General features: G+C 42.0%; 15 protein-coding genes. 8 read left to right on the forward strand and 7 right to left on the reverse strand.

Features of this window, described 5'->3' with window-relative positions:
* The first annotated feature begins 881 nt into the window (after positions 1-881).
* The 7 genes from H6G03_RS20540 to H6G03_RS20570 all read left to right on the forward strand — a co-directional run bounded on the left by H6G03_RS20540 (position 882) and on the right by H6G03_RS20570 (position 11,497).
* The gene (locus tag H6G03_RS20540) at positions 882-1,811 is read left to right on the forward strand and encodes a HipA domain-containing protein (RefSeq protein WP_190467595.1); all 930 of its coding nucleotides are present in this window, start codon (positions 882-884) and stop codon (positions 1,809-1,811) included.
* Entirely contained in the window at positions 1,808-2,575 is a 768-nt protein-coding gene (locus tag H6G03_RS20545; protein WP_190467597.1) for an HIRAN domain-containing protein, read from the forward strand. The genes H6G03_RS20540 and H6G03_RS20545 overlap by 4 nt, the downstream gene beginning before the upstream one ends.
* Positions 2,576-2,752: 177 nt before the next feature.
* Positions 2,753-3,526, forward strand: coding sequence for a ParA family protein (locus tag H6G03_RS20550; protein ID WP_190467600.1), 774 nt, complete (start codon positions 2,753-2,755; stop codon positions 3,524-3,526).
* A 9-nt stretch (positions 3,527-3,535) separates the two neighbouring features.
* Positions 3,536-3,955: a hypothetical protein gene (locus H6G03_RS20555; RefSeq protein ID WP_190467603.1), complete on the forward strand. Its 420-nt coding sequence runs from the start codon at positions 3,536-3,538 to the stop codon at positions 3,953-3,955.
* Between the two features lie 511 nt (positions 3,956-4,466).
* The gene (locus tag H6G03_RS39310; RefSeq protein ID WP_190467606.1) at positions 4,467-5,645 is read left to right on the forward strand and encodes a restriction endonuclease-related protein; all 1,179 of its coding nucleotides are present in this window, start codon (positions 4,467-4,469) and stop codon (positions 5,643-5,645) included.
* Positions 5,632-8,835 carry a pPIWI_RE_Z domain-containing protein gene (locus tag H6G03_RS20565; RefSeq protein ID WP_190467609.1) on the forward strand — a complete coding sequence of 1,068 codons (3,204 nt, stop codon included), beginning with the start codon at positions 5,632-5,634 and terminating at the stop codon, positions 8,833-8,835. Before H6G03_RS39310 ends, H6G03_RS20565 begins: the two co-directional genes overlap by 14 nt.
* Positions 8,819-11,497 (forward strand): pPIWI_RE module domain-containing protein, encoded by a 2,679-nt coding sequence (locus H6G03_RS20570; RefSeq protein ID WP_190467612.1) that lies wholly within the window; start codon positions 8,819-8,821, stop codon positions 11,495-11,497. Before H6G03_RS20565 ends, H6G03_RS20570 begins: the two co-directional genes overlap by 17 nt.
* A gap of 76 nt (positions 11,498-11,573) precedes the next feature.
* Here H6G03_RS20570 and H6G03_RS20575 read toward each other — a convergent pair whose 3' ends face one another.
* Positions 11,574-12,227, reverse strand: a complete 654-nt coding sequence (locus H6G03_RS20575; protein WP_190467614.1) for an exonuclease — start codon at positions 12,225-12,227, stop codon at positions 11,574-11,576.
* A 158-nt stretch (positions 12,228-12,385) separates the two neighbouring features.
* Between H6G03_RS20575 and H6G03_RS20580 the strand changes: the two genes are divergently transcribed.
* Complete coding sequence (locus H6G03_RS20580; protein ID WP_190467617.1) at positions 12,386-15,229, forward strand: NACHT domain-containing protein; 2,844 nt, start codon at positions 12,386-12,388, stop codon at positions 15,227-15,229.
* A gap of 23 nt (positions 15,230-15,252) precedes the next feature.
* Here the strand turns inward: H6G03_RS20580 and H6G03_RS20585 are convergent, their stop codons facing one another.
* The 6 genes from H6G03_RS20585 to H6G03_RS20610 form a co-directional block, all read right to left on the reverse strand.
* Positions 15,253-16,485, reverse strand: coding sequence for an McrC family protein (locus H6G03_RS20585; protein WP_190467620.1), 1,233 nt, complete (start codon positions 16,483-16,485; stop codon positions 15,253-15,255).
* Positions 16,482-18,482, reverse strand: coding sequence for an AAA family ATPase (locus tag H6G03_RS20590; protein ID WP_190467622.1), 2,001 nt, complete (start codon positions 18,480-18,482; stop codon positions 16,482-16,484). Before H6G03_RS20590 ends, H6G03_RS20585 begins: the two co-directional genes overlap by 4 nt.
* Positions 18,483-18,855: 373 nt before the next feature.
* Entirely contained in the window at positions 18,856-19,338 is a 483-nt protein-coding gene (locus tag H6G03_RS20595) for a hypothetical protein (RefSeq protein ID WP_190467624.1), read from the reverse strand.
* 6 nt (positions 19,339-19,344) lie between these two features.
* Positions 19,345-21,468 carry a GNAT family N-acetyltransferase gene (locus tag H6G03_RS20600; protein WP_199315394.1) on the reverse strand — a complete coding sequence of 708 codons (2,124 nt, stop codon included), beginning with the start codon at positions 21,466-21,468 and terminating at the stop codon, positions 19,345-19,347.
* Between the two features lie 288 nt (positions 21,469-21,756).
* Positions 21,757-25,545: a hypothetical protein gene (locus tag H6G03_RS20605; RefSeq protein ID WP_190467627.1), complete on the reverse strand. Its 3,789-nt coding sequence runs from the start codon at positions 25,543-25,545 to the stop codon at positions 21,757-21,759.
* 34 nt (positions 25,546-25,579) lie between these two features.
* The gene (locus H6G03_RS20610; RefSeq protein ID WP_190467630.1) at positions 25,580-26,581 is read right to left on the reverse strand and encodes a tyrosine-type recombinase/integrase; all 1,002 of its coding nucleotides are present in this window, start codon (positions 26,579-26,581) and stop codon (positions 25,580-25,582) included.
* Positions 26,582-26,638: the final 57 nt, after the last annotated feature.

Consider the following 26,638-nt stretch of genomic DNA (forward strand, 5'->3'; position numbering starts at 1 on the left):
AGGGTCACACCAACTTAATGGCACTGCCATCAAGGATTCGATGAAGCAGGAAGGAAACGTCAAACTCTCTATCAATCAGGCTTTCGAGGTCTGTGAGTAAGTTTGAGCAAGTTTTCCAGAACGGCTATTGCCTTTTACAAGAAAGATCGGCACCAGTCTTTTAGTTCCCCGTTTTCAGATTGGGGATGAAAGACGACACCCGCCTGGGTAATTGCTATATAGCGATCGTCACCTTTTTCGCGATCGCTGCTCTTGACTGCACTAAAGTTTTCGGGTACTATTTATATAATGGAAATATTTTCTAAAATAATAAAAAAGCACAAAATACCATTATTACATAGTACCATAGAATTGGTTGACTGACAAGAGTCTCGTCGCCTCAAATCTATGAAAGAGGACATCAGCCAACCGTGTCATCCTTGCTTGAGATTATATTTAAAAGTTAGGTCAGACCTTTGATAAATCATGTTTTTACCGTAACTACGAACACACCGGATCTAGCTACCAAAAAACCCGGATCTAGTGCGCTCGCTCAATTCTGGACTATTTACCCATACTTACGCACACCGCTTGGAACTGGCTGATGGGGGGGACGGGATGACGAGTGGCGATCGCCGCGTCTTTATCTCACTGAAACTGGGCGCAACCGGACAGTTTAAAATTTTACTGTGGCTCTCAACACAGTCCCAATTATTATTGTTTTGCTCTTTAGCTAGAGTAATATCAAATAGGAAAATGTTTGCTACACTTAGTTTGCTTCTAATATTGAGTATTGTTTGTTTAACACATACTTGTGGAAGAACTCCAAGACGACTGAACTATTTCCTATTAGGAAATATATTCGTAGCAAACATTTAGGTCATTGCTCTAAACCCACCTGAATGACAGGCACTCCAAACTTCCCCGTTATTCTTGTCAGCGAAGAAGCTTATGAACTCTCCACAAATGAAACGATGGGGAGCAAGTATAAGTTTTGGTTTAAACATGAAAAATTGGGTCTTTGTCTGTATAAACAAGCGCGAGAAAACTTAGGCGAAGATTGGGCTGAGAAAGTGGCATCCCAGTTGTGCTTCCTCTTGGGACTCCCTCACGCTGTTTATGAACTAGCAGAAACTTGGGAAGGAAATCGCGGTGTCGTTTCACCCAACTTTTTACCAATCGAAGGAGGGACGCTCGTTCATGGTAACGAACTTCTCACCCCCATCGTACCGAATTACCCCACCTCTGGAACTTACGGGGTGACACAACATACAATTGATATCGTACTAAGCGTTATCTCAGACGATTCTGTGAACCTTCCTATTGGTTGGACAGCACCAGAAGGCATCCAAAGCGCAGTGGAAGTCTTTGTCGGCTATCTCCTGTTAGATGCCTGGATTGGCAATGGCGATCGCCACCACGAAAACTGGGGAATTGTAAGAAGTAAAGCAGCGTCTAATTCTGTGGAAACAATTCATTTAGCACCCACATTCGACCATGCCTCAAGTTTAGGTCGTGACCTATCTGATGAACAAAGGCAGAAACGTTCAGTAGAAGCTTATGCCAACAAATGTTTCTCAGCATTCTATGAGAATGTTGGCGACAAAAAGCCCCTCAAAACTTTTGATGTCTTTCACCGCGTTGCTCATCGTTATCCTCAAGCTGCCCTTATGTGGCTGTCACGACTTGAAAGTATTTCCAAAGAAAATATAGTAGAGATTTTTAATCGGATTCCTAATACTCGCATTTCGTCTATTGCAGCAGAGTTTGCCCAAAAAATTCTGGAATTCAACCAACACAAACTACTTACTTTAAGGGATTCACTACTTTGAATAAACTCAAAACACTATTTTTGGCTTGGCAAGACCCTAATAGTCGCTCCTGGTTTCCCATTGGTCGGTTAACTTTTGACGGAGCGAACTACCAATTTGTCTACACGCAAGGTGCTAAAGAAGCTCAAGAGAAATGCGGTTTTCAACCTTTGTTATCGTTTCCGCGTTTAGATGAGGTCTATACATCAACCCATTTATTTTCTGTATTCTCTAATCGGTTGATGCCTCGAAGTCGTCCCGATTACTCAAGTTTTATCCAATGGCTGAATATTCCGGAACATGAAGATGGCCCAATTGCTATGCTAGCCCGCAGCGGTGGGCAAAGAGAAACAGATACACTCACTGTTTTTCCATGTCCTGCACCAGATGAAGAAGGGCGTTATCATCTTCACTTTTTCTCCCACGGACTGCGACACTTGCCCCAATCTGCTATTGAGCGAATTAATCGCTTTGAACCTGGAGAAAAGTTGTGGTTAGCTCATGAATTTCAAAATACTTTTGATTCCCAAGCATTAACTCTCAACACAGAAGACCACTACATCGTCGGGTATTGTCCACGATACTTGAATAGTGAGATTTTTGAGCTTCTACGGAGGAATCCCAGTCTGGTAGAGGTGCGTGTAGAGCGTGTCAATCAACCGCCGACACCGCTCCAGTTTCGCTTGCTGTGTAACCTGAGTGCGAGGTGGAGTGAGGAAAATCGTCCCTTTTCTGGTCTTGAGTATCAGCCGCTTATAGCTGCGGCGGCAATTGCCATGCCCTGAAAGAGTTTCAGCAGATCTTCTTGACCGATCGCCTGTAGCTGTTTTGTGCTAATTTATTAAAAGCTAATTATCCAAAAAGCTAAATTTAGCTTTTTAGCTTTTGATGTATTTAGCTTTTAATTGATTTAGCTTTTAATAAAAGAATAAATTAATAGATTTAGCTATTTAGTCAAAGCTATGCTCACCATCGCGTTCGCCTCCTTATCGGGAGGCCAAGGTAAAACTACCGCCGCCCTCTTTCTGGGTCGCAGGCTAGCAGCACTGGGTTATTCGACCCTGATGATTGATGCTGACCCCCAGCACAACCTGACAACCTATCTGGGATTGGAACTGCAACCCAATCAACCCACGCTGCTGGAATGCCTGAAGAAGTCTGTAGCGGTAGAAGACGGCATTTATCCGATTGAGGGAAACGACAACCTGTTTTTGATTCCAGCGGATGACCAACTCGATACGGTGCAGGACTATCTCTCTAATAGTGGGGTGGGGGCGACCCTGCTGTTGCGTCGTCTAGAACAGATCGCCAGTGCATTTAAGATCTGCGTAATTGATTCTCCCCCGCAGCGATCGCAGATTTGTTTAACCGTAATTGGGGCAGCTGATGCGCTGGTGATTCCAGCAGAAGCCTCTGTTAAAGGATATGGTTCTTTGGTACGGACGCTCGACTTGCTGCAAACTTTACAGGAAGTGAAAGCCACAAACGCTCAAGTTCTGGGGGTGTTGCCATTTCGCGATCGCTGGATTGGTAATACACAGACCAACGAAAGCCGTCTGGCTGTTGAAGGAATGCGAGAAGAGGTGGGGAAAGAATTGGTTCTCCCCTCAATTCGAGAATCAGAACGTTACAAGCAGGCAATTAACAAGCGCAGCACACTGCAACAGATGGGGTATGCCGACTTGGAGTATCCCTTTGAGGTGCTGTTGGACAAAATCAAACAACTGTTGAAGTAGGAGGCAGCAATGTCAGATAGCGTATTAGACCGGATTCGCCAAAACCGCAAGCGGGCGGTTGTGCCAGAGAGAAGTGATTCCTTGGTTGCTTCCTTGCCATCCTCTGAAGCAGTTACCCCAGATGACACTACCCCAAAAGAGAATACTGGAGCCACTTTAGAGGAATTAAAGCAAGAGTTGGCTAAGTTACCCAAAACTCGTCGCCACTCTGCGATTGTTCTTGAGGAAGAAATCGATACAAATTTGACCCGATTTTGCAAAGACCAAGGGATAACAGTTGAGGTATTTTTGGAAGCGGCATGGATGCTGGCTGCTGCTGATGAAGCGGTGATGTCGCAGATTATGGCAGAAGCCAAGCGCCGTTATAAGCAGCGCAAACAAGCTGGTAAGTTGCGACGGCTGATCACTATGTTGGAAAAACAGACTTAGAACAAAGTTTTCATTGTTAAAGAAACCGGGTTTGGAGCGTAAGTCCCGATCCGAACCATCGTTCATCTACCCAGGAAAACGCCTGACCCATAGGCCGCGATAGCTGCGTGGGCGTCCTCGCAACGGCTGATAAACACGTTCCTCGCCCAAGAGTAACCATTCTCCTGGGTCGCCGCTATGCGAACGCTGGTGTTTAAGTAGCGGTCTAGATTTCAGGGTCGAATGGCACGAAGTTAAGCTCTAAGAGGGGGTAAGGCAGGGGGCAGAAGTAAAGAGAAGTAAGAATAATCAAAAATACTAAAAATGCCCATTTATGCCTTTTAATCCGATTTTTACGCTAATAAACCTAATTTTCGTTCTTTAAACTCTACCTTTTGCCCTCTGCCTTATCTTAGCGTCATTCATTTCATAGTCTAGTTAGAATATAAAATTATTTATATATTTCCATGTCAAAACCGTATAAACCAATTTACAATTATAAAAAATAGATTTTTTAAGGTAGTAAACCGACGTGAAAATCGAACTACCCACACTAGAGCAGATTTCCGCAGGTCTAATCCAGACTTCTCAGCAGCAGGGGCGGCTTTATCCTTACCCTCAAAACCTGCAACTGGGTTACGACAAGGTTGTTTTGGCATTTTTACTGGCAGACAAGTCACAATCCGCCCCAGCGAGCGTGCCGGAGTTTTACCAGGATTGGTGCGAAAAGCCTTTTGAAGAATGGGGAGTAGAAGTTGACGAAGAGATCGATGGCTCAGATACGTTGCTGTTCCTGGGGGAACCAACTGAACTAACTATCGAGTTGGCAGAAGCCTTTGGTGGAAGCACTCTTTCTCAAGAGCAGTCCAGAATAGCAACTATCTTGCTGCAACGATGCCAAGCGCATCCACAAGGGGCGCAAATTTATACGAAGTTCCGTAGGTTTATTGTCGAGCATCCCGTTTTGTCCAATCAGGAGTTAGTAGAGGCCAAAGGCTACTTTGGACTGGGGATTGGGCTGTCCGATTTGTTAGAGGAGTGCTACGAAATAGCGCCAAGTTGCTACCAATTGGAGGGAAACTTCTATGCCTGCCCCTACTGTCACGCACTAGCCGCAGTAGATCGGGAACAGGCGATCGCCAACCCCAACTGCAATCGCTGCCAACCTGGACGGCGACTCAAGAAAAAAGTCAAACTTTCCAACGATTGTCTTAAGCTCAAACGTGGGATTGAACGTTTTTGGTTTTACCCAGGGCGGGCCGAAATTCGACTCTACGAGAAATTAACAGAACTAGGGCTACAGGTTGAGCTTTACCCAGAGAGAGATCGCTACGACTTGCGGGTGACGTTTCCTGACGGCAAAGTTTGGGCATTGGATCTCAAGGATTACTCTAACCCCTACCTATTATTAAAGCGTCTGGGCGACGAACCCATTCCCAAAGATCCGCCTTGGGATGAAGCCTATATTGTCATTCCCAACGAACGCAAGAAAGAGCGTCCTGCCTATCTCAAAGAACTTAAATCGCGCTGGCGTTGGCAGGATGTAAGACCCGTTTTTGATGATGCTATTTTCGTCTTAGCCAAAAAGAAATTAGAGGAATTTCCCGTGCAACGGACGGCTCAAGCGCCGCCCACAGGTGAGGGCAGCACGTCCTCCTCAAAAATCACCTCTCGCACTAAAAAAAGGAAGAGAGAACATGAGAGAAACTAGGTCTTGGAGATCGAAAGCAAGCGCTACGCTACAAGAGTCAGCCAAGCTCCCCAGAGACCAGATTGAAGCCTTGCTAGATGTGGAATTAGCTCTGTTTGCCATTGAAAAGCTCGGACTTCAATCAGAACTCGATACAGCTACTTCTGTTTGGTTGCTCATCTCCAGTCGATTTTATTTGTTTCCGCCTTTAATAGCTTTAGTAGAGACGGCAGAAGCAAAAAGAACACTGTTCAATTTGAGGCAACTCCTGCACTACTTATCAAACGAAGATACTGTAGAGCAGTCAGTCAGAGCATACAGACAGATTCCTTCCAAGTATCGAGCTTATGAGATTGATGATGCTTATCGGTTCTCTCGTAAATCTATGCCTGCCGTCTGGGGCAACCGTTTCGAGCGCTTTGAGGACTTACTGAGCAATAAACTCAAGTATCGCACTCGAACCGTTAAATACGCCGAACCTGGTAAGGAATATTCATTTCGTTCTCAAGAATCTGCTTACAGTGTCAGAATTCCCCAAGATTTTCCCCGCTATCAGGGAAAGACTATCTCCTTGCACCGCGAACACACTCCCGCGATCGCCATCACACGAGCAGAAATGGAAGAGGCAGCAGAGCTTTTAGACCAAAACAGCGAAGATAAATACAGAAAGGAACAATTACAAAAAATCATTCTCGAACACTTTCAAGAAATGGGGTTTGCGGCCACCGATTCGATTGTCTTTGATGGAGTAAAACACTTAGTTGGGCTGCTCAATGCTGGCAAATCCACACTCATTGAAATTTTAACTGTAGCACTGATAAAAAAAGGACACCGAGTTGGCGTAGTCTTTAACGAAGTTGTTACCTGTCTGAGAATGGCGACGCTTTTAAAAAAGGCTGGAGTGCGGGTATCAGTTGTCATCGGTCAAAGAAATCGAAAAGTTCATTTAGAAAACTGGCATAGTGTCAGTGGTGGACTAGATGGTTTTGAACACTTATCAACAGCTTGTCCTTTAAGCAGTTACTTTCAACCTTCAGTTCCCACATCACCTCCTTGCTTTGAGTTGAGACAAATTCGAGCAGATGATGATAGTAATAATGAAGATAGCAATAATAAATTCGAGGGGGAGAGAATCTGCCCTTTAATCGGCCAATGTCCTAGACATCGAGATGCTAATCAACTAGCAGATGCTCAAGTGATTTTGACGACAGTAGCCGCCGCTATTTTCACTCGTCCGTTACCTCACGTCAGTCCGCAATCAATTAATTATTACGAATTGATGTATCGCACTTGCAGCGTTGTTTTTTTTGACGAGTGCGATAAAATTCAATCTAATTTAGATTCAACTTTTCTACCAGCAATCAAACTGATTGAGCGGGGAAGTAATGGTTTTCTCGACCAAATCGTAACTTGGACGCGCTCGCAGAAACTCCGCAACTCTCGAAATGACTTGCGACAAGTTATTTTTGGACAATTCAATCATGCTATCCAAAATGCCGATACTCTAGTTGATAACATCTGTACCCAGTTGCAACTCTCACCTGATGAGAGTGAATGGTTGGCCAAACGGCAGTTTTTTACTTGCTCGTCTCTGGCCAGAGATTTCGTGTTAGAAATAGCCAAGGCTCAAGGTATCGATACTGAATCAAGCACGTTTATTCTTGATAAAAATCCGGTTTATCAAGAATTAGCTGAGTTTCTTCGGGGTGATTGGAAAAGTTCTTGGTTAGCTGAATATGCTATGAGGTTGGCCAAAGAAAACTATCAAGAACAGCAGGTTACACTCTCCCTGATCCAGAAAAAACTTACCGACCAAGGTTGGTTGAAAACAATAAAAGATCGATGGGGATTTAGCTGTCGATTCGCCTTGTTTCTAAAGCTGGTACTTTTCGTCTGGTTTTTTCAGCAGGCAGTGACGACAGCTTATGGACTGGGCGAACAAGTCGATAGCGCTCAGGAGGTTGTTTTCTTTAATCGCATTCCCCGCGATTTTTATGGATTAGTACCAGGATTAGCATCTGGTTTAGTTTGTGGATTCAAACTGGAACGACAAACAAATCAATTGACTCTTTGGTATTTTCAAGCTTTAGGACAGGGACGTTGGCTTTTAGAAAATTTTTCCCAGGTGTTTGCTAATGAAGGGACTTTTGGCGCACACGCTTTGCTACTGTCCGGTACAAGTGTAGCTCCTCAAAGCCCTGTGGATCATATTAATTGCCCAGTAGATTACCTCCTCCGTCCGAAAGAACGCAGTGCCACAGAAGCAATTTCTCAAAGTAGTTTCTACTTTTCTCCCTGTTATTGGGCTGATGGGAAATCCGTTCGCGTTTCTGGGGTGGATTCTAAAGAAGAATCACTGTTACAAATTGTGCGCTCGCTGCTGCGTCAAAATGACTGGTTGCAACGTGATTTTGATGCTCTGCCTGAAGGTCGAAAGCGTCTGATTTGGTATGTCAATAGTTACGAACAAGTTGAGTTTGTTTACAATGCAATTTTAACAATTGATACTCTCGGAGAATGGAATAAGCGCGTTGCAGCTTTAACAGCTAGATCGCCTCTTGAGGAAATAGATGAATCTTTGATTCCGCGTGGTAACGTGGAAAACTTTGCTCAGACGAATCGAGCTATTCTGATTGCACCAATAGCAGCGATCGGGCGAGGGAAAAATATCCTAAATCAGCAAGGACTGAGTGCCTTTGGTGGAGCTTACTTTCTAGTTCGTCCCCATCCTGCACCTGACGACCTCGATTACAAATTTCGGTTGGCATTGTGTAGAGAAAGAAAGGCGCTAGCAGAAGAGAGAGAGGGGAAACTGCGCGAAGCTGCTGAAAATTGGAAAAGTGAAGGCTATCGCCTGTTTCTCAAGAGTCTCGACACTGTGTTGCAGTATTCCCACAAAGGGTTAGAAAAAGATGTCCGAGAAGGACTGATTTGGAGCCAGATGGTACTGACGTGGCAGGCGATCGCCCGTACCATTCGCGGCAATCAACCGACGCTAGTTCGGTTTATCGATGCAGCCTGGGCCCCCAACCTGGCTGAAAAGAAACCGGAAACTGAGCAAGACTCCTTACTTAAAGGATTTGAGTACGTCCTTCGTCCCTACTTTGGCAAGACAAGGACAGCTTTTGACACGCGGGAACTCGCTCTCGTGCGATCGCTCTATGAACCTTTTTATCGTGCATTGGAGAAAATCGATGGCATCAAAATCTAGCACAATTCAACTGTTTGCATTGCAAGTACCAACCCAAATCTCGCTCCCATTTGATTTGTATGCACTGACTCTTCCTAAACACTGGAAGGAACTATTTAATCGGTTACAACAACACAAGCTGGGTAAGAATTATGTCTTGCCACCCGTTGAATGCCTCAACCAAGTCCTTCAACTGTTGGTAGACAGTATTTTGTTCTCTTCTCCAAATGCGTTCCGACTTAAATCTTCTGCTAGATGGCTCTATTTCAACACTGAAAAGATAGACACTGCCTATATTGCTACTGCTGTAAAAACCTGGCTGAACGTCTCCTTTAAGAATTGCAATTCTTTAACAGACGATGACATTGCTAAAATTCAGGCTATCTCTGGTAGTGATTTGCAAGTCGGAAAAGTGCAACTTCCCCAGCCAGTATGGGACATTAAAGATGGAAAACTAAATCTTGACGATTTGTACTATGATTTGATTCCTTATCTTTTAGCAAGCGCAGTAGCCAAAAGCCCTCTTGCTTTGATTAATCCTAGAACCAATGAGGAATTTGAAAAAGTAAATTTTCGCGAAATTGTCTCGGCTGAATCTGGCGCTAAAGAAGTCATTAGCTGGCCTCCGATGCAAGCAGTTAAAACCAGAAAAAAAGAAGGCAGTGAAGAAAAGGAGACAACAACACATTACTACTCATATTGCTTGACATTCGTTCTCCATTACAGTACAAGTGGAGAACCATACATCATTTGCGACTATAGTATTAAGCGGTGGGTTAGTTGGGAATTTAAATATCTGCCTTCAGGCGCAACAGTCTGCATCAAACCTACGAAATCCACAAGATTTGCTGCCTGTAAATTGAAGTATATGGGCAAGGAGAAAGATATAGATTTTGAAAGCAATCTTGCGCGTTTAGTTAAGGAACTTGACTTCCGAGATAAATTTACTGCTAAAGATGTAATTCAAAACCCTTGTAAAAAAGATGAACTTGCTTGGGCAGTAACTTACAGCAATACTATGTCACCATCCCATAATACAGATGTTGGCTTTTTCCCTATAGATCATGAAATTTTTCTCCAAGCCTGTATGGAACGATTTAAAGAGATTTTTGGTGACAAGTTCCCTCTTGTAGAAATTTATTCGCATTGTGCTAACAATAAAGCATTAAGAAAATCAGTTTCCCACTACAAAAAGGTAACTGAATTTATAAAATCTCACTTTGCAGAGCAAACTAATACTCCTCCATTTTATATCGCACCCAATCTGAAGTTGGTGTTGTTAGCCCAAAGCAAAGAAGCTGAGGATTTGATACCACTTCTGGCGAGGAAGTATAAAATTAATGATGTAATTGTGCAGGAACTTGGCTCTCTTGGTGCAGAGTTACCCGGTAAAAAATGGGATATAGACTGCAAAAACAGAATTGAACAATTTCAAAAGAATCAAGAATTAAGAAAAAATATTTCCTCAGATAACCAGGCAGTAACATTAACCTTAGTTGAAATAAGACCAAAGGATCATTTTTGGAAAAATCCCGCTCAAGATCCAAAACCTTGTTTCCGTCCTGCCTTAGCAAGGATGTATAGTGTTACAGATCACTTTGTACCCAAGGACGAAAATGATGACGAAGATTCGCTCGAAATCGAAGATTTGACTGATAAAATTGCTCAGAAAGAAGCAGCAAAAGAGGCAGCGAAAAACGAAGGCAAACCCTATAAATCAAAGTCCCTAAAAAGTGAGTTTGCTCATCGCGTAGAAAATACGCTACTGAGTGGTCTATCAATGGCTGGCGCTTATGTTTATCCTACTTTTGAAACCGATAAATTCCCCTCAGATGTTGCCAGTGTAGGTGTATATCTTATCCGTTACTACATTGGTGAAAAAACTCAATATCTGCCTGTGGCAGTTCGTATGGATAAGGAAGGTATTACAGCTAAAGCCTATGGAATTAACGACTGGCTTACTTTTCATAGTTTTCAAGTAAAAATGGCATCAGGAGCCAAGGAATTCCAGGCTATTGATTTTAATAAAAGTAACATTCAATCTTGGGTATTTAATAATCTCTTCCAAGAAACTAAACAGCCAACGCTATTCTGCTTTGATGCTGCCAATCTACGCACTTGTGGTTTAATATTTCTCCAGAAGCAGTTTTGGCAAAAGCACTCTCTCGCTTTTGATACAGGTGAAAATATTACCTTCCCTTCCATTTCAGAATACCCTAACGTTCGCGTAGCCTCTATTATTACGCCTAATACATTAGAGGTTCCTATCTATCGCGTTTGCGATGAAGAGGGGGAATTAGCAGGACACACCGCAGGTGTTTTTTATCCCTCGTCTCAAAACGCTGAATGTGGATACTACTACTTGAGTAATCAGCGTCCTGAGTCTCGCAGTGGTGGTATTCTTCAGGAGAGTAAATTAATACCGATGGCAAAAACAAGAGGTGAAAAAAAAGGCGAACTGAAGAAGCCAAAGCCCTATGCACAAGGTTATAATCCTCGTGGCGTTTTCCTCAACCTTACTCTTCAAGAAAAGGATTGCTTTAGTGATTGGGCAAGTTTCGTTCAATGTTTGCGACTTTACGGATTAATCCATTATCTCGGTGCTACAACATGGCCTGCTCCACTTCACCTTGCTGCTGGGCTTGATGATTATAGACCAATCCATGCGATTCGCGAACCCTAACCCTAGTTATAGGGATAGAAATAGTTAGGGGTCAAACTGGCAACCTCCAGTTCTACCCTAACTATTTCTGAATTTATCAAGCTGCTTTTTCTCCAAAAGACTTTAGCCGTTTTAACCACTCCTGCCAGTAGTCGAGCAATTCTTCCCGTTTGAACGTAAATGTTTCCGCGTCTTCACCGGGAAGGGCTACGACAATTAAACCGTTAACAATTTTAGTGCCAAACAAACTCTCACCATAGCATCGATTAATTGCACCACCATAAGCTACAAGCTGTAAAGGTTTATCGTAGAGTTTTCCCACTCGTAGTTTAGGTTCTTCAGCAGCTGTCAATTCAATAGTGCATGGAACACCTTCATAACGGGCAACTAAATCAACTTTCCCGGCGTATCCTTCCATATAATTTGGCACAACTGCCTCGACCAACTGGACATCGCTAAGTTTCTCCAAAACCGATTGAACGCTATAACAATAGGGTTCAATCAAGCTGGAAGCAATCGGAGATAACCCTTGCAAATATTCCTTAACCCATTGATGCAATAGTTCTCCTCGACGACGGCTAGTTAAGGCAATGCGATTTGCTTCTGCGTTGCCTACTTTATTGCGCCAATTAGAAAGGGCAGCTACAGACTCAATCGGCTGTGTAGCCTTAAGTATTGTGGTAACGGCTGGTAGCAGAATGCCATTTTCATCTTTGTAGTAAAACCGCCCATTGATGTAGGTTGATTTCATAAATTCTGAGGTTTGAATCACTACATCAACTAGCTTCAACGGCTGGTGGATGAGATTGAGTTCGGGTAACGTTCTCCAAATGCGTGATTTTGGGTATTAGTTTAGGTATGCGTTTCAACAGACTCGGTTAAAGTGGATATGGGCTGTGTAGTCAGGGTATGGCAAGGAAATCGCTTCGGGTAGATCCAGAAAAACTAGAAAAGGTAAAAAGGGCTTTTGAGCGCACAGGATGGACGCAAGACGAACTGGCGAGTGAGGTAGATCTACGTACTCGCCAGCCAATTGGTAAGTTTCTTAGCGGCAAGACTGTTGAGCGTAAATACTTTCAAGAAATCTGCTTCAAGCTCGATCTAGATTGGAAAGAAGTTGCTCATTTACCCAAAAACGCTGAATCTGAACCAGAGGAGAAAGAGCAGAGTAATGCTCCTCCACCCCAGGATGTTGAATCTGAGCTAGCTGAGAAGGCACTGGACAATAGCTGGGATATTGATATCTTGGTGCAGAAGGCAGGAACCCTCCAGGTATCTCCAGACAAGCTCGAACAAGTAAAACAGGCTCTTGAAAATTTTCCGTCGGTAATTCAGGCTAAAGGAGATTTTGAACGCGAAAAAGCGGTGCTTCAGGAAAAAAAGCGTCGCCAAGGATATCTGGATAAGCAAGATGAAATGAGGTTAAATCAAAAAAATCTGAGTTTGGCAGAGAAGTTTAAGACACTGGCAAATAAGATTAAATTAGCTATCCAGTCAATCGAGCAATTTTTCGCAGGTGAGCCAATTGAGCGTGATGTCTTTATCAATATTTGTTCAAAGCTAAAGCAGGAATGGCGTTCAATTCTGGACATTGATTTTTTGAGAGTTATTGTCGAGGTAGTACCACAGATACGTTCGCACTACTACAACAAAATTCAAGACCAGTGCGGCACTTTGCGGATATTGGATGTTGCTCGACCGATTGAGTTAGATGACCTCTATGTTCATGTCAACATTTTGGATGAACCAATTAGTTACGCACGATTAGAGCGTTCTGACTTTCCGCAAATCTATAACCCAACAACTGATGAATTTAATCGGTGGTGCTTGGGCAATGTTCGTAATCCAGAAATACCAGGTCTAGAGGTTATAGAAAATCACTCTAAGTTAATGGTTCTGGGCAGACCAGGAGCAGGTAAAAGCACCTTTTTACAACACATAGCTATCCAATGTAATCAAGGTCAGTTACAAGCTGACCGAGTGCCAATTTTTATCCGGTTAAAAACTTTTGCTGAAGATGCTAGCGATAGAGAAGACTTTAGCCTATTACACTACATTAGCCAACAATTAGATAGCTGTGGCATTGTGAAACAATCGGTAACAGACAAGATACTAAATTACGGTAGAGCGCTGATTTTACTTGATGGTTTGGATGAAGTGCCAGAAGAGGATGGTGATGAAGTTGTAAAACAAATTCGCCGATTTTGTGAAAAGTATTACAAAAATCAGTTTATTATCAGTTGTCGGATTGCTGCTCAACATTATAAATTTCCCAACTTCACTGATGTTGAAGTATCAGATTTTAATGATGAGCAAATTGAGGATTTTGCTAAAAAGTGGTTTATAGCGGTTGACAAAAATTCAGAGGAAGAGGGTAAAGAAAAGGCAACTCGATTTATAGAAAAGCTAAATCTTCCTGAAAACCAGCCTATTCGGGAAATTGCCGTTACCCCTATTTTGTTAATTTTGACCTGTTTAGTTTTTCAATCCAAAACTGAATTCCCATCTAACCGAGCCAAGCTATATGAAGAAGGGCTAGAAATTTTACTGATAAAATGGGATGAATCCAGGGGGATAGAACGGGATAATGCTTATAAAAATTTATCTGCATTACGCAAAAAACAGCTACTAAGTCAGGTAGCAGCAATTACCTTTGAGCGTGGCGATTACTTTTTGGAGCAAGATAAACTACAGCAACTTATCGCAAACTATCTCCGCACCTTACCAGATGCCAATACTGACCCCATCCAATTGCAGCTAGATAGTGAAGCAGTGCTGAAATCCATTGCAGTCCAACATGGGCTATTGGTGGAGAGGGCGCAGCGAATTTATTCTTTCTCCCATCTGACTTTTCAGGAGCATTTTACTGCCAGAGCAATTATTGATAGTCTTAATCCACTCGCTTTGAATAGGTTGGTCAGCCACATAACCAAGAGAAGTTGGCGAGAAGTATTTTTACTAGCAGTTGGCATGATGCAACCAGCCGATCAGCTACTGTTATCAATGAAACAGCAGATTGATGAGCTTGTAGCTGATGATAAGTTACAACAGTTTCTAGCCTGGGTGAACCAAAAATCACTTGCAGTTCAGGTTGCTGACAAGCCGACTGTGAGAGCCTTTTACCTTACCTTTATTCTTGGTCTTGACCATTTCCATGTCCAACAACTTGACCAAGCTCTTAACAATGCTCTTGTCAGTGCCTCTGTCCTTGATGATGCCATTAATTATGCCTGTGTAATTAACGCTACCAAAATTTCCAGTGATGCAATTATTTTCAATAATCCTATTGGTAAGGCTTTTAATGATGCTTATAGTGAGTTTTGTAGCCTAAAAAATGATCTTGCCCTTGCTTTTGACCTTGCCCATAACCTTGCCCATAACTTTAATCGTGAACTGGTAAATGCCCTTCACCCTAAATTTAACCTTAAACTAACCCATTCGCTACAACAACTTAAAAATAAACTACCTGACCCGAATACAGATGAAGAAAAATTTATAGAATGGTGGCAAAATAACGGCCAGCTTTGGACGGATAAATTAAAGTTGGTGATGATTGAATATCGAGATTTAGGTCAGAAGAGTCAGTTCAGCGAGTACCAGAAAAAATTGCTTCAACAGTATTACTATGCTAATAAATTGTTGGTGGATTGCCTCAATAGTGGTTGTGAAGGGTCGCCCAAAGTGCGTGAGGAGATTAAGCATACGTTGTTATTACCAATATCGGAAAGTAAAACTAAAAAACATAACATCTAAACTCTTTTATTATAGGTGTCTTACTAAGAGAATGCTTGATTATATAATAAGCCAGCACCAAGCAAATCCTGCAAAAATATATAACCCGCCTGCTCCAAATCCCCTGCCAAAGAAAAAGTCAAACTCCGAATTATAATCCTACCAACCCTAATATCCAACGGCTCAATTAAAGATGTCGGATACACCAAAATCGCCTCTTCACATCCCGTCGCCTCTGCATAAGCTACCACCTGAGCAATGTCACTCGACGCAGGAGCAGTAGGAACTTTGTACTTAGTATCCAACACATATTTAGCTACCCCCGTTGCCACATCTTGCAACACCAAATCAATATCAAAATATATACCTTGACCGACATACAATCTTTCTTGAGATTTAATATCTAAATCCTGCGGTAATAAAATAGTTTCCCGATGTGCTTTCAACCACTCAGCTACAAATCGTTCGTATAGCCGCGCCATATCAACCAAAAAGGGTAACATCGATCGCTCCCCCATCTCAAAACTTGGCCCACTTTGCTCCAAAAAGAATCGACAAAGTGCGTGTAATAATCGATAATCTTCATTCAAACGGTTGTACTGTCGCCCCACACAAACTTGTGGACTCTTTGGCTGCAAAGTCACCAAACCCTGTAACAAATGATAAGCTCGGCGCACAGTTGGTAACACCCGTTCCGTACACAAACCGCTACGAGCAATACACCAAACAGTCCAAGCTAAAATCTGATTTTCTTCAACATCTGCCGTGTGTTCTTCATAATCGCACTGCACCTTAACATCCCAAGGTTTACTAATAACCTCTCGCACATTAATGCGTCCTCTTACATAAGGTAAATACTCAGTTTTAGGCAGATAAGCACAATAAAATCCTTGACGACCTCGGTTAAGAATTCGATTAGCTAAAATATCAGCCAATCGCTCATAAAAATCCTCTAGAGTCTGACAATCAAAAAGCCCTTCTAAAAAATAAAAACTCTTGAGTTCATAAGCATATTCCAACATCCCCAGGAGATTACCCAATTGCACTTTTGGACGCAATGCCAAGTGGAAATCAGGCGTTAACGGGATATGTCCCACCCATCCTCGTGCAGTTAGTCGCCATCGGTTCCCAGTCTTAGGAGAAGGGAAATCCACAGCTACCTGTGTCTCATAATTGCGCCACAAAGCTTCCCCCACCGCATCGGGAATTTCCGACCGCCCCAACAGCACCGGACTATACTCAACTAACTCAATTACCCGTGGCGGTACTGCACTCATAGGAACACCTGCTGCTTCACCTTATCCCAGCGAAACTGATTTACCTTACTCGGTTGGTCAAAGAAATACTCCTCCAAATATGGCTCAATTTCTAGTCGCCAAATACTCTCAATCTGTTCGGTTATGTTGGGTCGCAGAAAGAAACTAATACCTATTTCATAATGGGGATTTCCAATTTGTTGATTTAGTTGTTTTAACAATTGAATTAATCCCTTTACCGGAAACTCACTTGAAACGTGATAGCGAAGTAAAATTTCGTAGTTCGGGTAAAGAGAAATAAAAGCAAAGCGACGGCGCAGTGCATGGTCTACTAATGCAATTGAGCGGTCTGCTGTATTCATTGTGCCGATAATCCGCACATTATCTGGAATGCTGAAAACTTTCCCAGATGCTAAAGAAATTTCCTCCTGGCGATACTCCAATAAATACATCAATTCGCCAAAAACACGAGCAACATTAGCGCGGTTAATTTCATCAATAATTAAAACACAAATATTCTGACAGTTACCTGCTTTCTGGCAAAATTCCAAAAACCTTCCATCAACCAACGGATAGTCTAATTCTCCATTTTTTCTTTGCGGACGGATACCTTGCACAAAGTCCTCATAAGCATAAGCTGGGTGGAACTGAACAACATCCATAAAACCGTCACCACCACCAATTAAATGTTTAGCTAACTTCTTAGCAATATAAGTCTTTCCCGTGCCAGGTGGCCCATAAAAGATTGCTTGTTTGGTGCGCTCAAGTGCCTGTAACCAAAACTTTAATGTTTCTTCCTCAATTCCAGTATCTTCTGCACATTGGGCTAAGGTATATTCTGGATTTTTTTCAATCGATGGTGGAAAAGGCCCGCCCCCTGGTGAAGGATTGCAAATAGTATCGAATTTTTCCTGACCAATTTCGATTACAGTTCTAAGCCATCCCTTTTCATTGACTTGATGAGGAGTAATGCTATCCCAGTGTACGGGCAACCTATGTCCATGTTTGACGTTGGGAACAAAGTAGTAAGAACCTGTAACCGTACCAATACCAAGCACTTCTTGTGTTCCACGATTTGCAATAATGCGATCGCCCTTTTGAATTTGTGCGAAAACCCAGACTTGATTTACACCGCTTTTTGTCCATTTCTCAGGATATTGGGCAATCAGTTCATCACGTTGAGAGTCAAACTCTGCTCGACTTAAACCAGAAATATCCCCTAACTCCTCCCAACCGATAGCAATGAAACCCCCATTAAGACATTCCTCCCATTGCCAAGCATTTTCTCCTGGTGCAATTTTCCAGTAGCGAGTCCTAAAAGAACTATACTTCTTAATAGCAACCAGCCAATGACAAAACATATCGAATAAGTCATCATCTCGCAAAGCTGGTATGCCTGGTATGTGCATATTATGAGCCAATTCTTGAATAAGCTTACGTCCGGTCGTGTTTATTTCTGGATAATCTGTTAGCTTTTGACTGTAAGAAGTATTAGCAAAGTAATTAATAACTTCTAGCGATTTTTTATTGATTAACAAAAAATTATCAGGTCGAAGTGCATTAAGGATAGGAGAAAGCGTCCCTGCCTGGAACCCTTTAGAATAGGAATTTTCCGAAAATTCCTGGCAACAATTTGACAAGCGAATGGGGTCATTATAGCAGGAAGAAATAAATTTGAAAATTGCTTGAGCAATTAGGTTCCAATGCTCTGATTTAGTCCATCCAGATGCTTCAAATTTTATGCGGACATCAGTAGCTAAAGCCGGAGCAATATGAATCCAAGCGTGCCTTTGCCGATTACTATCAGAATCCGTATAAGGTAGCATCTGTAACAGAACTGCTTCTGTTACGTCTTCTCCAGACTGGAATGCAGAGGAAATCGCCTCAAAATTCCTCTTCCCCTGCTGACGCTGCTCATTATATGCGGCTGTGTGACGTAACCCCGCAGGTGTGGAGGGGTATGATGTAACAAATTCTTGAAACAGTCTGACAAATTCAGCTTTCTTTTCCAATAACATGAAGTATTCGTATTTTGATAGATAATTTAATAGTTTAATCAATTACTCGGCATCTTATACCATTTGTCTGTAACAATGCGCTTAATACTTTCTGCACAAGCTACTATGTCTAGCAAAGATTTCAGCGCAATAAATTACGAAATATTAAGCCGCTCTTTATGGAGAATTGGTATTATTTATAATATCATATCCGGTTGATTATTTTTAATTACCATATCTGTGTAAAAACCTGAAAACCCTCTCTTCTCCTGCTCTCTTAATGAAACAGTAGATTGCTAGTTTATGCAGTACAGTTGATGGAGTAAGCTTTCATTAGGCTAATTCAACTACTTACCTTAGCGTACTCTATTTACCTACAATCTGTTGTAATTATTTAACCGGACACAATATCAGTCATTATTGCTGTTTTATCTTCTCCGAGAGCTTTAATAATCTCATATTCACTATCTTTCAGGTAACGATAACTTTGGGGAGGACGCAAGTAAGACAACTCTTCTTGTAAGCGTTCTAATTCAACAGGATTTTCAAAAAGTCTAATATTTTTAATCAGAATACCAACAATTATTGAGGCTCCTTCATAATAGCTGTTAAACTCTTGTTTTGTAATGCCTATACTGTCTTGGAACTTATTCCAAAAGTTTTTAAGCTCTTTACGTGATGCTTGGCTTTCAATCACATCCTCCACCTCAAATGAACCTACAAAAACCTTTGCAGGAGATGAAACATAAACTAGAACAATATCTCCCTTTTTCAACCGAGTACGCACCCTACGCAACTCTACTTTCTTCGTTTTAGTCTCGAAAATTTGTTTAGCATATTTAGGTTTAATTGAGAGGAGAAGTATAGTAAACAACATAAAAATTCAACTTTTCTGTGAAGTATGAATTCCTAAATTATACACTTTTATAAAGCATTCATTCCGATTTTTTTCCGCCCATTGAAAATCATAATCTTTTCCGCAAATTCGCCGAATTGTTTCTAACATAATAGGAGTGTCAAATAGCTCTATATCACTAAAGCGAATTGCCATTATATTACCATGCTTGTCTCGCTTCACCTTCTCAATATCGCTCAACTTATATACCCCTAATCGTTGAAAACGTTGATAAAGCTCCTTGGGCTTGCCAATGATAACCTCATCCACATAAGAGCAGGCTCGCACAGATTGGACTTCACGAAATCCTTTACCTTTGCGTTCACCCTGTGTTCCACTCACATACCAGAGAATTCGACAGGGAGCTTGTAATCTTCTGAGGTTCTGTATAGCTCCATAATAGACAGCTTCACGGTTGAATGCTAGTTCAGGTTTTGCTCCGAATAAGGTTTGGTTAGCTAACCCTTCATCGAATAAATCTGCGGCCCATTTGGGTTGAATTGGAATGATAAATGTAGGAATATCAGCATCAATAATTTTAGCCGGAAACAGGAAGCGTTCAATGTCTACTGATGCTTGCACATCTGTAAGAATATTTTCTGTATTAAGACTCTCTGCAAATTGAAGACAAATCTGATATTCCTCTCCCAAAGTAGAGCCTAGAGTAATCAGACGCTGTGACAACTCAGATGCAGTTTCAGCTAATGCTAAATTTATCTTCAACCACCCATTTGTAACTCGTCGGAAGGAAGAACTCTCCTGAATGGCTGTCATAACGCTTTCCGCTAAGTACGAATCACTAATCCTTGTAAATTGCCGCTGTTCGCGAGCAGAACGTAATATAGATTTAAAAATTAAGTGGCGTACAAGCGTCCCTGATAGAGGATTATTTTCCACCCGCAGCATCGGAATCTCTAGCTCATGTTTTTTTTGTCTGCCATACACAACCAAAGCTAGTGGTTGATTTTCTTCTTCTCTAACAACCCAACACTCAAATTTATCTGATTCAGCAAGAAATCGACGTAGCTGCTGCTGAAATTCAGCCTTTGTTTCTCCCTGTTCTTCACACTGAAAATAGTTACTTAATAAATCTTCTTGCCCCTTTTGAACTGGTATTTGTTCTAGGTGTGTAGTCCCAGCTAAACGTACAGGCTGATAGTCAAGTTTTCTGCGAAGTTCGTCTAGCTGAGTAATTAGGTCGTTAGGGCGAATGATCGATACTCTAAAATGTTCATAAATTTCGCTACTTAATTCTAATAATTTACTATCTAGGGTGACAAAAACTTGAGAATCAGAGGCAATAGTTCTAGCTAAGTGACGCACCTCAATTTCATCGATCGCTGCCTCTTTATCAGATAATAGACTGCTTAAGGAAGTAACAACAGAATCAAAATTTTGCTGACTGCGTAAACGGGTAAATTTTTGTCGAGCAAAGTTGCGCTGCTTATTCCTTTCTTTACTATCTTTGAGTAAGATTATTTTATTAAAGATTTCATCAGTTATGCACAACTCTAATTCAGTCTGTAGCCAATCAGCAAATAGAGACTTTGATTCAGCAAAATCAGTTTCTTTATCTATATAAATTTCTTCAAAAATTTGCGTATCAATAACTACACATAGTCTCGATTCAAGTTTCTGTGTTGGAGCAGCATCAAATAAATCTGCATGACCGTGGTCGAACCACCAATATATGAGTAGTTTCCCCTCCTTATTTTTTCCGGGCTTATCATATTTAGCAACAAAACCTAGCCTAGACCACATTTTTTCTAATTTAAAATCCTCACGGCAATGTAACCCAATCCCATTAGATTCTTTAGTTATTTGTTTAAGGTAATCGATAAGGAATTTGGCTACCCCTTTACCGCGATGTGCTGGAGCGACGCACAGATGGACTAAGCGATGGCGATTGTGTCTTCGGGTATACTCATATAACACATAGCCGATACACTCCCCTTGAGAATCAACAGCTACAAATATATTCCCGCGTCTCGCATGGTCAACAAAAGCAGTATCAGCAAGAAAGCCAACAGTCTTTCTATTGGCATCCCCCAGTGCTATGACGGTTTGTAAATGTGGGGATTTTTCGTCAATTACTTCAATTTTCACTTCCACTGTCTCTCTGCTTTTAATTGGGTATCTCTGCATTGTGCTTGAGAGCAAATTATTACCTCTCAAGTTCAGAGTACCCGATATCCGTATTCTGATTACACCTCATGTGCAATGCTTGACTGAGAGCCTGATTGTTGGGTTGGTTTCATCGGGTGGGCGGCTAACCGGATGGACGCAAGAGGACGCTTGTAAGAGGCTTTTTTCAGGGTAGAGTCGCCTCTCTAAAAACCTTTAACAGTGGGTATGGGGTGAGAGAGTATAACAGCGCTCACTACTAAATTCTCTAAAAATCTAAAAACCCATTCTTTCTTCGTCAATTTTTGCTTGCTCAATACTTTTTTCTAGGATAAAGGCATAATCATCAATCCAACGTTTCACATTTTCGTTATTTTCTCCTTGTTTGAAATCAAGTAATCTTTCCCTACTCTCTTGATAATATAGGCTTGCTAAGCCTGTCCATCCCTCTGTTGAGAAGTTGGAAATTAAACTATTTCGTACATCCTCTCGCTCTCCATATCGCACTAGCACTTCCCGTGCTAAGCAGATTTGGCCTTCTTCTCGAAAAAGCGTTTTAGGCACGAAAGAGGCAAGATACTGTGCGCGTGTGTCCACATCTTCATTAACCCACTCCCAAATTTTCTCAGGAGGCATGACTGTTAGCATCCCTTGTGCTGCTGGGAAAAGGTCATTACCTCGTAGCCATTGACTGATATGAAATGCCTGCGAATTTATGGGGTAATCTAAATATTTTGTAACTAATTGCCATACATCTTGGGAATATTTTCGAGTAATATAATTAAGAATATTTTGAGTTTCGCCACCTCGCACAATAGAGGAAAAATTATTAAAATGCTTGAGCATTTCATCGACCAGTCTTAGACTTTGTTCCGGGTATAGTTGCAAAAAAGCTTTTCCTATTTTGCTCCACAAGTAATCGTCCGTTCCATAGTCTTTACTCACAGTATTTTCATGAAAATCCAGATAGTGAGTCAGAATTCTAAAAGTTAGGTTTTCTGGCATTAGATAAGGAATTTCCTGGCGATTAAAGTCTTTATGAAGGTAATGGGAATTGTACAAGCTTAGTATGATGGAAGCAGAATCTTCATGTGAGCTATTAAGAAGAAATTCAATCCATTGCACAAATATGTCCTCAGACATCTTTTGAACAAAACCGTTCATTACTCCAAATTGAGTAACATTGACAACACCTTTTTTAGCTAGACTGAGGGTACGCAAAGCTGCTCTATCTGATTGGCCAGAACGCCGAGTCAATTCAGCAATCCAAACCTCTAAATCTTCATCTTCAAAAAGAGCATCTAGTTGATTCTCCCACGCTTCTATATTTTCTTCAAACAGAAACCGAAAGTACCCACTTAACAAATCGATGCTGGCATTTAAAGTCACGGTTCGCTGGGTGTCTATAAGTTTTTGTAAAAGTGTAAATTCTTGGTCATTTTGGCCTAGCTCATACCCAAAAAGATAGGCATTCTTGGCTTTGTTGGTCATTAGCCAATTCAGATCTGCTTCAAGTAAAGACTGATTCAAAAAACATTGTTGAGCTAGCTCTTTAATTTTGAGTGGCACTTGATTAACACGATTTCCATCTTCATCTATCTCGTCTGTAAACAAAGAGAGCGTACCAATATAGCGCTTCATCATTGAGTGAAAATCATTGCCAATCAGTTGCTCCTTTAACTGCTCCCATCGCTGTTGTATCTTCGGGGAGATTTCTTTAGAAGCATACAGAATAATACGATCAATTGTCTGAAGAACTTTTCCTCCATCTACATAAGGCTTTTGTGCAACTTCACTTACAGTGTCAATAACCATGTCGGCGAGATCCGGTATCTGCCCCACTCCTCTTGCTTGCTCAAGGAAAATATCGACAACTTTTGTTGGTTCATCATCTGGTAGTGTGTCTAATCGTTCGCGCAGCAATTGCCATACTTCGCGATAGGCATCCCCTAGCTCTCCATAAGTTTTCGGCTTCCACAAGTCGGGTTCTCTCCGCAATCCCTGGTACTTAGCACCAACAAACCGCATCAAATCCCGTGACTCCAGTGCTTCGTTGCAAGCAAGGATGGCGATCGCACGTCGCTCTTTTGATTCCGAATTCAAGGCTTCTCTGAGAACTGGGAGTCTCTCCAATGGTGGAGCTTCTGTTGGAGATAAACCTCTGTAACCGAACGAAAACAGGTTTGCGAAAACCCCACTAGCATTATTCGCCCACTTTTCATTTTCTGCTTCTCCAAGAAGCAACAGTAATCTTGCTGCGTCTAGAAATAGCTCTCGCCAGACAGCAATCCTCTCTAAGGCTCCCACAACTTCCCGACGACCTGTAGTGAATTGGAGAAGTTCTTCTTTACTCCATCTGGCAATTGTTCGCTTGAGGTATTGCAAAGCTGATGTTGGATCGGCCTGAGTCAGTGCGAAAAAAAAATGCGCTCCCAGTTTTGTCTTTAAGTAATTATCATCCCGGAATGGCCCCTCTTCTCCCAGAAGCTTTCCAACAACAATACTAGCTCCCTCGGATTGAGCAGCATAGACAAACATTTCGTAGAACCACGCTTGTAGCGGTGAATTTTCTGGGATGTCAGCTAGAAACTCAGCGAGATTAAATGAGTTGCCGTAAATATCCCACCATTCAGTCCACATTCGTATATGTAGAGCAGCTGGCGTTATGTACAGAGTGCTAACACCTTGCAGAATTTTCCGCTTTTGTAATTCTCGAATAATTTCTTGAAATCTAGCCCATGTTATATCGCTGTAGCCTTTTTCTATAATTTTGGCAATGGCTTTTGCTTCCAGGTCTACTGAGTTTTTGTATCCAAACCGCTTGAATAGTGCAATGTAAGATAAGACTCGCTTCTTTCTCTTTACTTCTTCACTATTTGGGTCATCATAACCAGCTACTATGCGGTCATAAATGCCTTCAAAAGGGCGCAGAATATCATCTGGATATAGCTTTAAGTTAATTCCTATCATGTGAGCAAATTTAGGTGAGGAGCCAGCAAATTCTGCCCACCGCTCAACATTAGAATCAGGCGCATATCTTAAGATAATTTTTTGGATATCTTCCGTCGTTAAATTTGGTATATCAGCGTAATTGATATCATACTCTAAAGATTCAGGTTGATTATAAATTGTGATTATCTTGACCCGACATTCTTGATTTTTTAATTTATTCCAAAAGAAGATTCTATCTTGCTGGCTACATTCATCAACGACTAATATAAGATTAAATGAATTATCCCGCTTGTTAATCTGGTTGAGTAATGAACTACTTTTCAACTCATCCGCTCGTGTATAAATCACTAAGGGTGCAATATCTTTGGGCCTGGTTGCCTCTAAAACAAACCTGGTCTTACCTGTACCTGATTCAGCAATGATTCTTATGTGTTTTGCTTTATCGTTAGAACGCAAAGTTTGTTGGATTGAGGCGGCTTTCTCTTCATAGTCAGCACTGGGAATGTATGGGGTTTTCATATCTCCATTATTCGACCATTCTTCATGGGATTGAAATGGGAGAGTGTAGCGCTTTAACTCAAGTACAAGAGATGGAAATGGTTCTAGAAACCCAATTAATTGATTTTGACTCAATACATTTACTTTTGGTTCTGTGTAACCGCATATTTTAAAATATTCAATCAAGAAGTCTCGAGCTTTTATATGCTCTCCTTCCACTAGATCCTGCCCAAAACAAACTATAACGTAAGTTCCATTTTTGTCCAGCTTGTCTTTTATGCTTTCACCTAAATTCTCTCGACTAACCTCTTTGTCCCTAAATAATTCTTTTTGTATTTGTGAACGCTTCCAAGGTTTGAAAGAATGTCCTACCTTGATTTGATAACCCGTATGACCAGGCATGATGAGACCGTTGTCAAGTAGGCCATCACAATCGTCAACTGAAGCATCAATTCCACCATCTGCCACATTAATTCGATGGGATACACGAATTTTACTGAGCGGAACTCCGCTCCGCCGTGCTTCCGCCCAAAGAAGTTTACGAAAAAAGTCCACCGCTTCATTTGGATTCAAACGTTCCAACTCTTCTTTTTTGGCTGTAAAGATTGTGTCCAAAATTATCAACCTCTTCCAATCTTTTGAGTAGAAACTAAATCTTAATTCCAATCTTCAAAGCCGGATTATTCTCCCACCTATCTGCCACATGAGCATACAAAGAAGTCGTCCTGGGATCTGCGTGTCCCAGTAAATCCTGCACTTGCCGCAAATCCGCCCCCGCCCTTAGCGCCAGCGTCCCAGCCGTATGTCTGAGACTATGAGCGGATATTGTCCGACCCGGCTTATGTTTCAACCCCGTTTGCTTCAAATAATTATCCACAATCAATCGTATCCCCCGCCGCGACAGTCTTTGACCCCCCGCCCGATAACCCACCGCAATGAACAACGGACTCGATAATTCCAACACTTCCCCACTAGCTTTCCGCGCTTCCAAATAATTCATCAACGCCAGGGCAATATCTGGCGTCAGCGGCACAATTCTAATATTCCGCTTCCCTTCCACCCGAATGCCCAGATTATCTCCTTGCTGCACCAAATCTTCTATACTCGCCCGGTGCAGTTCCACAGTACGCGGCCCCAATAGGGGCATAATTGCCAGCAGCACTTTATCCCGCAGCGCCTTCACGCTACCATCGGTAGGAACCGCTGCCAACAGCTTCTCCACCTCTGACTTTTCCAGAAAAGTGATTTTCTCAGCCGGGTCGCGTTTTTCCCGTGGTGGCTTGATGCCAAGGGCTGGATTGGCCACCATCAGCCCATGTTCTACTGCGGCATCGTAGAAGCGCCGCACGACCGATAACTTCAGAGCGATCGTCGCTGGTTTAGACTTTTCAACTTCCACCAAAAAGTGACGATAGCGCTTGATATCTTCCCTCGTAGCGGTAGCTGGATTGACATTGAAGCGATCGCACCAAGCTACAAACAAATGCAGCTGGTAACGGTAAGTAGCGATCGTATCCGATGAAGCATCCCCAGCCGCCACATCAAGAGTGAGGAAATCAGCAAAGGCTGCCTCTAACTGTTGGGTCGTAATTGCATATAGTGACTGCGGTTGTGACACAGCCAGAAGAGTTGAATCCTGTTCGAGTGCCATACCCAATCAACCACCTCAGAAAGAGGAAGCACTAAAGAGATGGGCATTATTATATAA

The organism is Aerosakkonema funiforme FACHB-1375 (assembly GCF_014696265.1).
Classification (GTDB): Bacteria; Cyanobacteriota; Cyanobacteriia; order Cyanobacteriales; family Aerosakkonemataceae; genus Aerosakkonema; species Aerosakkonema funiforme_A.